This is a genomic window from uncultured Clostridium sp. (genome assembly GCF_900547735.1).
Taxonomy (GTDB): domain Bacteria; phylum Bacillota; class Clostridia; order Lachnospirales; family Lachnospiraceae; genus Otoolea.
Window position 1 is genome coordinate 1 of record NZ_URHZ01000104.1, and the last position, 15,234, is coordinate 15,234.

General features: G+C 49.9%; 13 protein-coding genes. 5 read left to right on the top strand and 8 right to left on the bottom strand.

The features are described 5' to 3' along the window. Positions 1–149 precede the first annotated feature (149 nt). The 3 genes from asnS to QZT18_RS21655 all read left to right on the top strand — a co-directional run bounded on the left by asnS (position 150) and on the right by QZT18_RS21655 (position 4,643). The gene (gene asnS, locus QZT18_RS21645; protein ID WP_294151418.1) at positions 150–1,541 is read left to right on the top strand and encodes an asparagine--tRNA ligase; all 1,392 of its coding nucleotides are present in this window, start codon (positions 150–152) and stop codon (positions 1,539–1,541) included. Between the two features lie 152 nt (positions 1,542–1,693). Next, a complete protein-coding gene (locus tag QZT18_RS21650) occupies positions 1,694–2,764 on the top strand; it encodes a metallophosphoesterase (protein ID WP_294151420.1) in 1,071 nt (356 codons plus the stop codon). Between the two features lie 4 nt (positions 2,765–2,768). Beyond that, positions 2,769–4,643, top strand: coding sequence for an ATP-binding protein (locus QZT18_RS21655; protein WP_294151423.1), 1,875 nt, complete (start codon positions 2,769–2,771; stop codon positions 4,641–4,643). A 132-nt stretch (positions 4,644–4,775) separates the two neighbouring features. Here QZT18_RS21655 and QZT18_RS21660 read toward each other — a convergent pair whose 3' ends face one another. From QZT18_RS21660 to QZT18_RS21680, 5 genes are all read right to left on the bottom strand, one after another. Then, a complete protein-coding gene (locus tag QZT18_RS21660; RefSeq protein WP_294151425.1) occupies positions 4,776–5,684 on the bottom strand; it encodes a helix-turn-helix domain-containing protein in 909 nt (302 codons plus the stop codon). A 143-nt stretch (positions 5,685–5,827) separates the two neighbouring features. Beyond that, positions 5,828–7,036, bottom strand: coding sequence for a M15 family metallopeptidase (locus QZT18_RS21665; RefSeq protein ID WP_294151429.1), 1,209 nt, complete (start codon positions 7,034–7,036; stop codon positions 5,828–5,830). A gap of 137 nt (positions 7,037–7,173) precedes the next feature. Further along, positions 7,174–8,115 carry a DMT family transporter gene (locus QZT18_RS21670; protein WP_294151431.1) on the bottom strand — a complete coding sequence of 314 codons (942 nt, stop codon included), beginning with the start codon at positions 8,113–8,115 and terminating at the stop codon, positions 7,174–7,176. A gap of 13 nt (positions 8,116–8,128) precedes the next feature. Next, positions 8,129–9,436, bottom strand: a complete 1,308-nt coding sequence (locus tag QZT18_RS21675) for a YjiH family protein (RefSeq protein WP_294151433.1) — start codon at positions 9,434–9,436, stop codon at positions 8,129–8,131. 12 nt (positions 9,437–9,448) lie between these two features. Continuing rightward, on the bottom strand, positions 9,449–10,360 hold the full coding sequence (locus QZT18_RS21680) for a carbon-nitrogen hydrolase family protein (protein WP_294151435.1): 912 nt from the start codon (positions 10,358–10,360) through the stop codon (positions 9,449–9,451). A gap of 232 nt (positions 10,361–10,592) precedes the next feature. On the opposite strand from QZT18_RS21680, the gene QZT18_RS21685 reads away from it, so the two are divergent. After that, positions 10,593–11,438 (top strand): MerR family transcriptional regulator, encoded by an 846-nt coding sequence (locus QZT18_RS21685; protein WP_294151441.1) that lies wholly within the window; start codon positions 10,593–10,595, stop codon positions 11,436–11,438. A gap of 97 nt (positions 11,439–11,535) precedes the next feature. Here the strand turns inward: QZT18_RS21685 and QZT18_RS21690 are convergent, their stop codons facing one another. The 3 genes from QZT18_RS21690 to QZT18_RS21700 form a co-directional block, all read right to left on the bottom strand. Then, entirely contained in the window at positions 11,536–12,936 is a 1,401-nt protein-coding gene (locus QZT18_RS21690) for a sodium/glutamate symporter (protein WP_294151442.1), read from the bottom strand. Positions 12,937–12,982: 46 nt separating this feature from the next. Next, positions 12,983–14,311: a lactate racemase domain-containing protein gene (locus QZT18_RS21695; RefSeq protein ID WP_294151444.1), complete on the bottom strand. Its 1,329-nt coding sequence runs from the start codon at positions 14,309–14,311 to the stop codon at positions 12,983–12,985. Positions 14,312–14,372: 61 nt separating this feature from the next. Continuing rightward, entirely contained in the window at positions 14,373–14,645 is a 273-nt protein-coding gene (locus QZT18_RS21700) for a hypothetical protein (protein ID WP_294151461.1), read from the bottom strand. A 144-nt stretch (positions 14,646–14,789) separates the two neighbouring features. Between QZT18_RS21700 and QZT18_RS21705 the strand changes: the two genes are divergently transcribed. Beyond that, positions 14,790–15,155, top strand: coding sequence for a helix-turn-helix domain-containing protein (locus QZT18_RS21705; RefSeq protein WP_294151463.1), 366 nt, complete (start codon positions 14,790–14,792; stop codon positions 15,153–15,155). Positions 15,156–15,234: the final 79 nt, after the last annotated feature.

Below are 15,234 nucleotides of genomic sequence, written 5' to 3' on the forward strand. Positions count from 1 at the left end.
CCCTCCCACTCCCCCGTCCGCCGTCTTACAGAGGCGTCCTCACATCTCAACTAAAGACAGTACCCCCTTGAAACCACTGCAGAAATAAAGTATAATGACAACATTGATACGAAAATGCCAAAAAGCTATATAAATGAAGGAGTAACATTATGAATTTAGTAACCGTAAGAGAAATCTACCGTTCAAGCGAGTCTTATCTGGACAAGGAAATCCAGATCGGAGGCTGGGTCAGAAGTGTCAGGGGATCCAAGGCCTTTGGTTTCATCGTAGTAAGTGACGGAAGCTACTTTGAGACGCTTCAGGTCGTTTATCATGATACAATGGAGAATTTTGCTGAGATCTCCAAACTGAATGTCGGCGCTGCCATCATTGTAAAAGGAGCTCTGGTTGCCACACCGGATGCCAAACAGCCATTTGAAATCCAGGCAACGGAAATCCTTGTGGAAGGCCAGTCCGCATCGGACTATCCGCTTCAGAAGAAGCGCCATACGCTTGAATATTTAAGAAGTATCTCCCATCTGCGTCCGAGAACCAATACCTTCCAGGCCGTGTTCCGCGTGCGTTCGCTGGCTGCCTATGCGATCCATCAGTATTTCCAGGACCGCGACTTCGTCTATGTCCACACTCCACTTATCACGGGAAGTGACTGTGAGGGAGCCGGTGAGATGTTCCAGGTAACCACCCTTGATCTGAACGATATCCCGAAGACACCGGAGGGAGCCGTTGATTTCTCCCAGGACTTCTTCAATAAACCGACCAACCTGACCGTAAGCGGTCAGTTGAATGCCGAGACATATGCCATGGCATTCCGCAACGTATACACCTTCGGCCCTACTTTCCGTGCCGAGAACTCCAACACGACCCGCCATGCTGCGGAATTCTGGATGATCGAGCCGGAGATGGCATTTGCCGATCTGAACGACAATATGGCCCTGGCCGAGAGCATGTTAAAATATGTTATCCGCTATGTGCTGGAACATGCGCCGGAAGAGATGAATTTCTTCAACCAGTTCATCGACAAGGGGCTGCTTGACAGACTGAACCATGTACTGAATTCCGAATTCGGACATGTAACCTATACCGAAGCAGTAAAGATTCTGGAAGAGCACAATGAGGAATTCGACTACAAGGTGTTCTGGGGCTGCGATTTACAGACCGAGCACGAGCGTTACCTGACAGAAAAGATTTACCAGAAACCGGTATTCGTCACAGATTATCCGAAAGAGATCAAGGCCTTCTATATGAAGATGAACGAGGACAACAAGACGGTAGCCGCCATGGACTGCCTCGTACCGGGAATCGGCGAGATTATCGGCGGAAGCCAGAGGGAAGACGATTACGATAAACTGGTAGCCAGAATGGAAGAACTGGGCCTTAAGAAAGAAGATTACGGATTCTATCTGGATCTGAGAAAATACGGCTCCACAAGACATTCCGGTTTCGGCCTCGGGTTTGAGCGCTGCGTTATGTACCTGACCGGCGTCTCCAACATCCGTGACATTATTCCATTCCCAAGAACGGTTAACAACTGCGATCTGTAATTTTCTCAGCTGCCGTTCACGGAGTGTACAGTAACTTCTGTTACAGAACTCTTACGATGGAGCTGCCGCAAATAACCTTTGCGGCAGCTCTCTCTGGTACTGGGTTACCATAAGCGTTACATGCAAAGTACTTGAAAGGAAAGGGGAACAACGTGAAATTCATTCATACCGGCGATGTACACTGGGGCATGTCCCCGGACAGCGACAAATCCTGGAGCAGGGAGCGTGCCCGCGATATCAGGGACACCTTTTCTGCGATTATAGAAAAGACGAGGAAAGTGGGGGCCGATTTCCTGTTCATTGCAGGAGATTTGTTTCACCGCCAGCCGCTGCAGAAGGATCTGAAGGAGGTCAATTACCTCTTTTCCACCATTCCCGGCGTCCGGGTCATTATTATCGCAGGAAACCATGACAGGATCCGAAACAGCTCCGCCGTATTGAGCTTTTCCTGGTGCCCCAATGTAACATTTATCGACAGCGAGGAACTGACAAGCTATTATTTCCGCGACATTAATACCGAGGTGACCGGTTTCAGCTACCACACCGCCGAGATAACCGAGGCAAAGCTGAACCAGGCTTATGCGCCCCATGACGGAAGGATCCATATCCTGGTCGGCCATGGCGGCGATTTAAACCATACTCCGATAGACAGGGCCGCCCTGGCCGATTCCGGTTTTTCCTATATCGCCCTGGGCCATATCCATAAACCGGAAGTCCTGATCGACCGGAAGATGGCCTACTGCGGTTCTCCCGAACCGTTAGACAAGACGGAGACGGGAACCCACGGCATTTATTACGGGGAAATCAATCCTTCCAGTCTCCAGGTTACGAAACTGGAATTCATCCCAATGGCCAAACTGCGCTACATCCCTCTGATTGTCAATGTAACCCCGGCCACCACCAACACCGAACTCTGTCTTAAAATGTCCCACGAGATCGACAAGCGCGGCACGGACAATATTTACCGATTCCGCGTGCGCGGCATGAGGGATCCCGACATTACCTTCGACCTGGATTCCCTGCTGCTGCGCTACAAAATATCCGATATCCTGGACGAGTCGGAACCCGAATATGATTTCAGTGCGCTGTTTGCAGAGCATCCCAGCGATATGATAGGTTTTTACATCCGTGCGCTTCAGAAGCCGGATATGAGCCCGGTAGAAAAAAAGGCGCTGTTTTACGGAATCCATGCCCTTCTTCTCACCACCGATGAAAGGAGTTGACAAAGTGCGTTTTCTGGATTTATACATAAGCGGATTTGGTAAATTTCATAATACGTCTGTCTCCTTCGAGGATGGCCTCAATATCGTCTATGGCAAGAATGAAGCCGGCAAGTCCACGATACACACCTTTATCCGCGGTATGCTCTTCGGCATTGAACGCCAGAGGGGCAGAGCCGCGAGGACGGACATTTACAGCAAATATGAGCCATGGGAGAACAGCGGCACCTATGAGGGTCAGCTCCGCCTGGAATCCGACGGCATCATTTACCGCATTGAGCGGAGTTTTCAGAAGAATAAAAAAGAGTTTATCATTATCAATGAAACCCTGGGCAAAGAGGTGGAACCGACCAGGGCTTTTATGGACGAGCTGCTGGGAGGCTTAAGCGAGACGGCCTACAATAACACCATCAGCATCAGCCAGCTTAAAAGCGCCACCGAGGACGGAATGATTTCCGAACTTAAAAACTATATTGCCAACATGAACACCTCCGGCAATATGGCTCTGAATATCACAAAGGCAACCTCCTATTTAAAGGGGCAGAAGAAACAACTGGAAACCCAGTTGAGCCCGGAGGCCGCCAGAACCTACACGATGCTCTTAAGTGAGATAAGAAACATTGAAAAAGAAATTTCCTCCCCCGAGTACGAAAATCAGATGCAGGAATATGTAAAAAAGCGTGATTCCGTCAAGGAGGAGATTGAATTAAACCAGCAGGAAAAGGATGAACTGGCCGATAAGGTTCTCCGCGGACGCCAGATGCTGGACGATTATGAGTTCTCAGATGAGGCCTCCATTGCCACCTATCTGAATAATGCGGAGGAGATTTACAGTTATTACAACGAATCAAAGGAAGTTGCCGAGAGCAAATCCGGCCGGATGCTCCCCATCGCGCTCTGCCTGCTCGCCGCAGCACTGGCGGTCGGCTCCGGATACTTCCTGTACTGGTTTTTCTATCCGTACAATACCCTGCTGCCGATTATTGCCGCCGACATTAATCCTTATACCGCCGGTCTGGCACTTGGCGCGGGCGCCGCAGTCCTGCTGGCGGGAGGCCTGTTTACGATGTTACGCAGAAAGCGCCATATCAAGGAGGCCAAACTCTGCACGGCCACCCTGTCGGAGATTTTCAAGCGCCACCTGGGCGACAGTTCCATCACGGCCGAGGCCATGGAGGCGTTACGCACCCGCCTTTCCGAGTTTACAAGGCTCTGCCAGATGATGAAGAAGTCGGAAGAGACCCTGAAACTGCAGACCGAAAAAATTTCCACCCTGCGCGAACAGCAGAATAACTGCAGCGAGGTCATTGAACAGCAGCAGCGCATCCAGTGGGAACTGGAGAAGAAGCTGGAGCACCTGACCGACTGCAAGGATCGGGCCGCTGCCCTGAAACGGATTATCACGGAGAACGACAGGCTGCGACAGGATATCGCCGCAATCGATCTGGCCCAGGAAACGATGCAGGATCTTTCCATGTCCATCCGTGATTCCTTTGGACTCTATTTGAATAAGACCACTTCGGAGCTTATCAGTGAAATCACCGGAGGAATCTATACCAGCATCAGTATTGACGAGAACCTGAACGCATTCCTGAATACAAAGAAAAAGCTGATTCCCCTGGAACAGGTCAGCAGCGGAACCGCAGACCAGATTTATCTGGCGCTCCGGCTGGCTGCCGCCAAGTTTATCCAGAATGGGGACGATAGAATGCCCCTCGTCTTTGACGACAGCTTCGTGCTCTACGATGACGACAGGCTGCGCACCGCCCTGACCTGGCTGTCCCGGGCCTACGACGGACAGATTATTATCTTCACCTGCCATAAGAGGGAAGGACGGATTCTGAAGGAAGCGGGAGTGGAACATCATCTGATTCAGATATAAATTTTTATTATTACGTAATTATATCTATCTTCGAAAAAGGGGGCGCCCTGACCGGAGATCTAAAAAAATGGAGGGGACCGCTCTTTACCGGAGCAGTCCCCTCCATTTTTAGTTGCCTTGCAAACGTTCTATTCAATCCGCTTCCGCCACTTTCAGCCACACTTCCATTTTTGTGGTCTCCGGGCTGTGGCTGGCATACCGTTCCGCGCAGAACGGTTCCGTCATAAGATTATGGCGCGGGAGCCACACACTATACAGATACTGTTCCGCCTTGTACAGAACATCCATGACAAGAGCTTCAAAGTCTTCGGCCTCAAAGGCGCAGACAATATACTCTCCCTTCGGCAGTTCCCACTCTTTATAACCGGAAGAGGTTATATCCGTCCCGGCTTTGGCCCCTGCAAAGTAGAGGAAAAAATCTTTTTCGTCACATGGGTAGGCGACGCCCAGTTCCTCCTCACCGAACATTCCGCCTGCTGCCGCTTTCCTGTCATGAAAGTCTCTCCAGAGGGTGTCCAGCGGATCCACACCGGACTCTGTTCCCAGACCGTACATGAACCGGACGGGCATTTTTTTCTCCAGTCCCGTGTAGACTACAGGCTCTTTCTCCTGCCTCCGGTCGATTTCCAGGACGATTCCATCCGTGATCAGCGGAACCCCCTCATCGACCAGGGTATATTTGAGCATCAGCTCCGGTTTGGTCATCCGGTTGAGCGGTACCGGATTGTTCCTGTACTCCTCGGGTATCATGCCAAAGGTGGATTTAAAGGTCCGTGTAAAATGTTCGTGTGAAGAGAAGCCGAGTTCCACCGCAATATCCAGAATGCGTCTGTCTTTCTGAAGAAGGGCGTCCATGGCCTTTGCCATCCTCCTCAGCCTGATATATTCGGCCACCGGCTTTTTTACCAGACGGCCAAACAGCCTCTGATAATAAAACGGTGACAGGCAGGCGAGTTCCGCCAGCTCTCTGATACTGATTTCCTCTCCCAGATGTTCTTCAATAAATTCGATTGTCAGTTGTATCTGTTCCCATGCATGCATTTATAAGCACCTCCTGTATACACAGAATATCACAGCCCGGCGGGCTGCATTTGACTGTGAATGCCCTGATGCCCTTTTTTAAGTTGCTAATTGTACCTGTCAGTTACCTGTTGTGCTTGTCAATTACTTGTTATTTTTGTCAATTACTTGTTATTCTTGTCAAAATGCTGGTAGTCCTTCGGCGTATTCCAGTCCCCGCCCCAGCGGAAACCGCGCTTTGTAAACAGCTTGTAGGCCAAATCCTCATGGGTAATCACATGGGGCAGCCCCGTATCCCTGGCTATATAATCGTTTGCATTGGAATGCGACCATCTCGGCGACCCGGATGAGTAGGAAACATACGGGTTCTGCTGCGGATTCAGGTCGATCGCCCGGCCGTAGGCATGATTGGACAGATTTCCTCCACCGGAAATCTCCCTGTAGCAGAAGGCCGATGTATTGTTCTCATCAATGGAGGCCGAATCCGACGTCTCGGCATCTCCGGTCCAGTAATTGTCCACCAGATACATGGACTGGATCTGGTATTTCGCCTTAAACAGCTCCGTAAAGATACTGAAGACATCCTCCTGGATATCCTTGTTGACAATCATCTCCCCCACCTGAATCTGACCCCTGAAATTATAGTGGGGCATTTTCAAATAGCGCAGGGAACTAAGCGGAACGTGGTTATTGGCGCGGTAGGATTTGCCGTTAATCCTGTCATACAGGTTATCGCCCTCCTCTATCTTCCAGCTCATGAAATACCGGCTGAGATCGTCGAAATTAATCTGTTCCGGCTCAAGAATCGTCCCGGGCGCCAGTCCGCTTAAGCTCTCAAGCTGCACGGGAGCGGCCTCCGTCGTTTCCTCGGTTTCGGGTTCCGTTACTGTTTCAGCCTCTGTCTCCGTACCGTTTTCCCCGGCCCCTGAAGGCAGTGAAGCCGTTGCCCCGGTCCCACCTTCCGCACTCTCTCCTCCCGCGTTTTCTCCGTTCTCTGCTCCGGTTCCTCCCACATCCTCATTCCCCGGTTCTCCGCCGTTTCGGCTCTCGCCGAGCTCACTTCCGGCTCCATTTGTCCGACCGCCCGTACGACTGGTTTGATTCATATAGATTACGGCGGCCGCAGCCAAAAGAACGGCAAGAATTCCGGCCAGCAGCCATGTTGTGTTAAACCGGCCGCCCCGGCCTGATCGATTCAGATCTTCCCGCTTGAGATCTTCCAAATCCAAGTCTTCTATATCCAAATCCTTTATTTCCAAGTCTTCTACATTCAAATCTTCCACATTCAAATCTTCCAAATCCATGTCTTCTACATCCAAATCTTCTATATCCAGGTCTTCCTCACGCCTTCCCCGTCCATCTGTGTTATTCATTCTTTTGTATGCTCCTCCGTTTTCAACCGGTTTGGTTTTGTCCTTATTGCATTTTGCCTCTAATTATACTGCCCGCGCCGCGGCTTGACAATAGACAATAAATGTCACCCGAATCGCAGAATGCGTCCCAAAAGCCGCTACGGCCTTTGAAACGCACTCTTTACGGAGATTCTTTTTTTATTCTGTTCTCCCCCGCCACTGACCGCCCCGGTACAGCGTCGCCCGTAGATGGTCAGGGAGGCCAGGATAAAACAGCACCCCAGAATACTGGCCGGAGGCACCCGCTCTCCCAGAAACAAGGCCCCTGCCGCCAGACTGCCGACCGGTTCCAGCAGGCTGTACATTCCGGTGCTGACTGCTCCAATCCGTCTTACACCAGCCTGGAAACAGGTCACTCCGATTACGGAGGCGAGGATGGACACCGTCAGGCTGCACAGCCATCCGGCCGGTGTCAGGCCGAGGGTGAACTGCCCGCTCACGATACCCGCGGCAAACATCGCCGCCGACATGAACAGAGAAGTGTAAAAATTCACTTTCAGGCTGTCCATCTGTTTCAGGACGCTCCTGTCCAGATATACCGTATAAAATGCATAGGACACGGCTGAAACCAGGGCAAGAACGATTCCCATTCCCGCCCCTCCTTTTCCCGCAAACGTTACCACGCCGCAGAGCGACAGGAGGAGGGAAACCGCCTTGTATCCCGTCATTCTCTCCCGGAAGAAAATGATACTTGCCGCCATGACAAAGGCGGGATAGAGAAAGTGGAGCGTCGTTGCCGTCCCGACCGGTATGTAAGTGTAGGACAGATACAGCGTCAGCACCGTGAGGGTGGTTCCGAACACCCCTGCCACGGCAGCCGACACAGCCTCTTTCCTGCTGATGGCAAAAGAGACCTGCCGCATTTTCATAATCACCGCCAGAAACGGGACGGCAAGAAAACTTCTCAAAAATCCCAGCATGACCGGGTTACATCCATTTTCATAACTGAGTTTCCCTATGACCGGCGTAATCCCAAACATCAGCGCGGACAGAAGCACCAGAACAACCCCCTGAAAATATAATACATTTTCTTTCTTCATCTTATCTGCCGCCTCAGAAGAAAATAAAACCGATGGCCGCAGCCATAATCAGTGACAGAACCGTTCTCTCAAACCAAATCAGGAAGATATCCTTCATCTTAATCGGGATATCCGTGGACAGCAGGCAGGGAATGGAGGCCGAGAAAAACAGGATGGCCGATACACTCGTCACTGCAATCGTAAACTTTGTCACCATTGCGCTCTCCACCACCAGCATGGACGGCAGGAACATCTCCGCGATCTCGATGGCTGCCGCCTTTGCGGCCAGCATTGGTTCCGGCAGGTGCAGAAGCCAGGTTACCGGGTAAAAAAGGTATCCGACCACGTCAAAGAGGGGCGTATATTCCGCAATCAGCATACCGAGCAGGCCGATTACCAGGATACTGGCCGTAACAGAAGAGGACATCTTGATGGCGTCTCCCATATAGTAATCCTTCAGGTAGTAGGATAACGGTTTTGCCTCCCGGGCCTGTTTCACGCCTGCATGGTAGGCGCGTTTCAGCAGAGGTTCGCTGTAATCCATTGTACTTTCCGCCTTTTTCTCGTAATAATCGTTCGGAATCTTTGAAATCGGATAAATACGGGCCGTAAGAGCGGTTACCAGGAAGGTTACAAAAAAGCAGGCAAAAAAATACAGGGTCCAGTGCTCCATAAAACCAAGGGTATTTGCAATCACGATCAGGAATGAGATGGATACCGTCGAAAATCCGGTGGCTATGATCACACTCTCCTTTGCGCTGTATACGCCTTTTTTGTACAGGTCGTTTGTCAGAAGAACCGCCAGGGCATAGCCGCCTGAAAATGATACAACCGCATCAATGGCGCTCTCCCCCGGTGTTTTCCATATTTTTCTCATGATTGGCTGCATGAATGCGCTGATAAACTCTACCAGTCCAAAATTCAGAAGCAATACATAGGCAATTCCGGTCACCGGAATCATCAGGGCAATCGGTATGACCACGCTGTTATATAAAAACGGGATCATGTCGGCACGCATAACCGCCGCGGGCCCTACATTGAAAACCGCCATAAAACCGATTACAGTGCCGAACAGCTTGATAATTGTAAATGCGAAATTAAATTTGGATTTTTTATAACTTCCATTCATAATCGGCATGATTCCGCCGGCCATGACCATGAGCAGTGTAAAATACGGTATTACAGGACCGCATAACTTCTTAATCAGGTTGATGATATGCTGAATCGGTATGACCGAAACGCCCCCTATTCTTACATTGACAAAAAACATGAACGCCCCAATTCCTGAAAAAAGGAGAAATTTCAGAACCGCTGAATTATCTTTCCCTTTTGTACTCTCCATTTTCTTTCCCCCTTACAAATTTCCCATCCTTACTCCACGTGTCTTTTCCTCATATTCTTTTCTGTCCGCCGTCAGACTGCCCGCTCCCTGATAGACGGGGGCCTCGTTGAGCCTGCCTGCAAACGGATACTGTACATTGAAATATCTGAGCGAATTCAGATGCTGGTCCCTTCCGTACTCCCTCTTAAGCTCCACCTGGGAGAAGTCTAATGTCCTCGTCACCAGTGCGGGCGTCTCGGGACATTTGATGAGGACCTGACCTTCCGGATCCACAATCACCGAGTTTCCGCAGCACGTCGATGCCCCAAGCTGCCCCGTTCCGCATGTCCAGATATAAAACAGTTCATTTTCCAGTGCCCTGGCTCTCGGCAGGATTTCCGGAACGTGACGGTATTCGATTGGGTCTAACGCCGGACACAGAATCAATTCCGCGCCCTTCAGGGCCAGAGTCCTCGAAATCTCCGGAAAAAACTGATCATAACATATCTGAAGCCCTACCGTAATCCCCTTCTCCCGGATTTTAAAAATACAGTAGTCCTCCGTTTCGTTACTGGGTACCGACATCTCCCCCGGACGAAACGGCACTTTCTTTCTGTACCGGCAAATCATTGTGCCGTCGGGACTGAAAACGGGACAGGTATTGTACGCCTCACCCTCCGCCAGCTCCTCCGACTTTTCCGCAAACGTCCCCGGCACCAGATAGACACGGTGTTTTTTTGCAAGGCCTGCCAGAAAATGAATTGCCTCGTCATCTATTGATATAGGTGACTTGCTGATTCCAAACTCCACACCCACGATCAATTCCGGTCTGACATATCCCATCATCAGGCTCTCCACCGATTCCCCAATCACCTTAAGGTTGGTACTTAAGTCGGCCGATATCGTATGCTGCATGACGGAGACATTTAAAAAACGATTTTCCATAGATGCTCTCCTTTCTTAACTGACTTAAGTGTAACCTGTTATCTTACTTGAATGTCAATATTTTAATAAATTAATTTCATTTCATTTTTTCCTTATTTTACAAGCATTTAAACATTAAAGTCAGCTTGAATGTTTTGGCCGGTTATAGTATAACTTTCTTAGAGCATGTTGTTTTACAGCCGTCCGGCTGTTTTATGCGGACCGGAGAATCCGGTGAGAAAGGATGTATCCCGTGAACGATAAATATACCATAGCCGAGATAAGCCGTTTTTTAAATATTTCCAAATCGGCTCTCCGCTACTATGATTCCATCGGCCTGTGCAGGCCGTCCGCCCGCGATATAAACACGGGTTACCGTTACTATGAATACAACCAGCTTTTCCAGCTCAATATGATTGGGAAACTGAAAAAGCTGCAGCTAAGCCTGGAGCAGATCAAGGCACACAGCAGCGCCAAGAATGTCGCTTCGCTGGAAAAGCTGCTCCTGGAGCGCCGCAGCATCATTGAGGCCGAGCTGGCGGAACTGAATGAGTTGAACCGGCAGAATGAGGAGCTGATCGATAAGATCGAGCTGTCAAAACATAAATCGTCCGCATTTGAGGTGCGGCAGTGCCCGGAGCGGTATCTGTACAGGATGAATATTAATTTTTCCAGCGAAGATCTCTATGCCTGTATCAAGCTCCTCTATTCCTCCTACATAAAGGCCCTGCACGACCGCCCCTCCTATGACAAAGGGGAAATCCTGCTGGAGATTCACCAGGAAAATCTGGAAAACCATCATTTTCTGACCTATAACTCCATCGGTTTCTTTGTGAAACCTTTTTCAGGGATGGAGGCAAAACAGCTTTCCTCCATCCCTGCCGGAACATTTATCGTCGCCTGCCATACCGGTGGCTACCAGACGATATCAAAGACATACCGCAAATTATGGAATTATATTGAGAAACAGGGGCTGACCGTGACCGGCAACTCCATCGAGACCTCTATCATCAATATTTCCATGACCAACAACCCGAAAGAATTTCTCACGGAGATTCAGATTCCAATCGAAGCAGACCAGCCATATCGGAACGGTTAATCCGCAGAGTACAAAAAGGGCTGCCGCATCACTGCGACAGCCCTCTATTTATGTAAAACGTGACTTATTATTCATGCATCGATACCACCTATCGATTTTATCTGTATTTTTCCAGCTTGCGTCCGGCTACCCATCCCTTGGTCATCCATGCCAGCAGCCACATAACGGCCACAATCGCAAAACATGCGCCGGTGACAATCCAGGAACCCGTGGTACCCATTGAGGTGATTAGAATTGGGGGAATCACCTGCAGGCCTATGATAATCGGACGGTTGAATATATCGGAAATACCGGAGTCCTCGATACCGCGGCTCTTCAGATCCGGGTCCACGATACGCTGCAATAATACACCGGTAGCGGCAACGCCTGTGGCATGGCCCCACATCATCATATTCCGCTCAAACCAGTCTTCCTCTGAGGATTTTCCGCCAATCCAGATAAACCAGACCCATACGGACAGAAATCCAAGGACGCATACGACAATCAGCGGAACCGCATAATTCATAACTACGGTCAGATTCAGTGAACCAATACCCGATATCATCAGGAAATCGGTGGCGGTTCCCTGAATACGCTGTATGGATCCGCGATCCACATATTTATATGCTCCGGTCTTGTTGAGAAGTGCGTTTATAATCAGTCCTGCAAACAATGAGAGGCAGAATTCCGGGATTGATATTTTATAATTAAAGGTCGCCAGCGTCCATTTTGCAAACCCTGCGGAGGCCATATAGCCCAGCCAGGAAGCAAAGAGAACGATTCCCAGGTGATATCCCAGCGGATCGAGGCAGATAGAGGCCACGGTTCCCATGGAAGATGATTTTTGTTTTTCCGGCGGTACCAGTCCGGTCCTCATATCCACCGGCAGCTCACTGGGATTTTCCACATAATGGGTGTAACCCTTACGCGTACCCCAGTTAATGATCAGAATACCGGTGATAATTCCGCCCACGATTCCGATTGTGGCGCAGGTATACCCCAGATCCGTCATATCGGGCACTCCAAGATCGGCCAGTGATTTTCCAACGGCGGCAGCCGTTCCGTGGCCTCCGTAAAAACCGGTGGCCATCATCAGGCCAAAGTTTTCATTCAGTGCGGGATACAGCTTGGTCAGTACCGTGATCGTTACCAGCATTCCAATCCCGTATTGGAGAACGGCAATACCGGAAATGTTGAAAAACATTCCCATAATCTTAGATCCGGCCATTGCTCCCTTCTTAGGCCTGTCCCCAATGGGTGTGGCCGCAAAAACCAGCACGATCAGAACGCTGGCATAGGTTCCGAAGGAACTGGAAAGCGGCAGGATCCTGCATGCCTCCCATGGGCTTTTCGGACCCAGCAAAAGAGCCAGAACACCGGCCAGGACGGCAGGCGGGATTAATGCCTTCTGGAACCATTTCACCTTAGCCCGTAAAAATTCCCCAATCAGCAGCAGCGTTCCCATAACCGCCGCATCAACCATTACCTGCCATATGGCAGAACTCATAGTCAATTCCATATAACATATACCTCCTCACAGTTAGTCACTCCAAAATATACTAAAGTCATTGGTTCAAGTCATGTTGCGTAAAATCCATTTTATCCGGCGGAATCACGGCCTCAGAATTACAGCCTTCGGAATTACGGCCTTCCGCAAACAGCGACAGGTTTCCGTCCCTGTCAAAAGGAACCTCCATAAATCCGCTCTCCACCCGGATCGGACGGCAGGCTGCATTAATTGCGGCTTCGGATAAATAGATCTCGTCCATATGCTTTGTGTCGGGGATGATTACCATACGAATCTCCTCATTCCTGATTCTTCCGCAAAGCTTAACGCAGGCTTTGAAAACGGCCCTGTCGTCCTCTACTACCATCGGAAGCCGGGAGCTGTTGGGTTCCGTAGACGTCAGCGTGTTGACATAGGTACTGCCAAAGTCAATCTGTTCATACATATGCCTGGGGATAAAGTCGGCCAGTCCCATACCGTTGGCGTTTCCCTCCGATTTTTCCGTTATGTTCAGTACGCCCAGCTTTACTGTTCTGGGACCGCCCCCTGCGGCATTGGTGTGAAACCGGCCCACAATGTTGGTGTCCATCCCGGTTCCGCTGATCTCCTTACCGATCGCTCCTACAATCAGCACATCGATTTCATTGAGTGCAAGTCTGGCCATCTTATTCCACGCATCCTGAAGATAATCCGGTTCGTCGGCCATAATCTCGTCCTTCCGGGAAACGTGTACCTTGGCCAGACGCCCATAACCGTTCTCAATGGTGGACACGCCGCAGATGACATTGAGCTTTTCCAGGGCGACCGAGGCCACGGCTATGATGTTTTCCGCCATATTCTCATACCGCAGAAAATGGGTGGCTTCCGCTCCCTTCTGCTTTGCAAGCCCTATGGCCAGCATCTTCACAAGGCCGCTTTCATAACGGCCGCGGAAGGACGTGTGGGGTTTCACCCTGTTGAACAGAATAATCCCGTCGGCCTCGCAGGCGTTCCTGTCAATATAAACGCCCAGTCCCTGCCTCGTCGTACCAATCTGGTTTACCTCCATGCTGGAAACGACCGGAGCGCCTATGGTTTCTTCCGTAATTCCGTACTTTTCAAGCACCAGCGCCTGCCCCTCTGCCGTTGCTCCGCCATGGCTCCCCATTGATGGTACGAGAAACGGAATTCCGCCCTTTTCCTTTACAAATGCTACAATTGTTTTAAGCAGCGGCACATACCGGTCAATGCCACGGCTGCCGCAGGTGATGGCAATTTTTGCTCCCTTCTTAATGGGAAGCTCTTTTTCCTCTAACAGTCTTTTAAGCTCCCTCTCAGGCTCCTCCAGCTCCTCACTATTAAAAAACTGGCGTACCCTGGCCACCCTGGGTATCTCGAAATTCTGCAAAAGCTGACTAATTTCCGTTGAGATGTTAATTCCCCCTTCCTCAATATCATGACAGCGCTTCTTAACCGGAAATCATTTCCTGTCCCGTGGGAAAGGGAGACGGAAGCAGATTCCGAAAGGATTTGTTAAGAAAGTGGCTGATTTCGCCCTCCGTTGCAAATAAGAAATCAAAAGGCTTATTAAAATATCTGCAATAGGCCCGGCACTCGCCCGGATAAAAGCTGCCGTTTAAAAGCTTACGGCTATAATCGCTGCGGCTGACGCCTATGATTTCTCCCATATCCTGCTCAGTAAGATGAAAGAATTCTTTTTGGCCCAATAAATTGGGATACATATGTAGCATTCCTCCTTTCTTGGCGTATCGCCAAACCACAGTGTCATTATATTCTCAGTTCGCCAACTTGTCAAGATATTAGGGGGATTTTATTGACGATACGCCAACCATATGTTATGATTCAGGCGAAAGTGAGGTGTCGTAATGAGTTTTACCGAAAGGTTAAAAGAAGCGAGAATTTCCATCGGGTACACCCAGCAGCAGGTAGCCGATGCCATGGGGATCACGAACAGCACTTACTGCGGCTATGAGACGGGAAAAAGACAGCCTGATGTGGCCAAGATAAAGCAACTGGCGAAAATCTTAAAAACCTCCGGTGATTTTCTTCTGGAAACCGGTTTTGTTCCTGTTTGCGCGGAGGAAGAGATAACCTATCTTCCCGGCTGCCGTGATAACTCCATTGCGGAAATATTAGCGAATTTTGAACTTTTAGATATCGAATATAAAGATGTTGTGGAAAGTTTGATCCTGCAACTGCTGGAAATTCAGAAAAAGAAACGGGGGGTTTGAATAGCGGCCGACAGATCGGCCATAAAATAGGGATTTAATTGAGGAATGAGAACGCCGCCGGTGACGGTCGGGGTTCGGG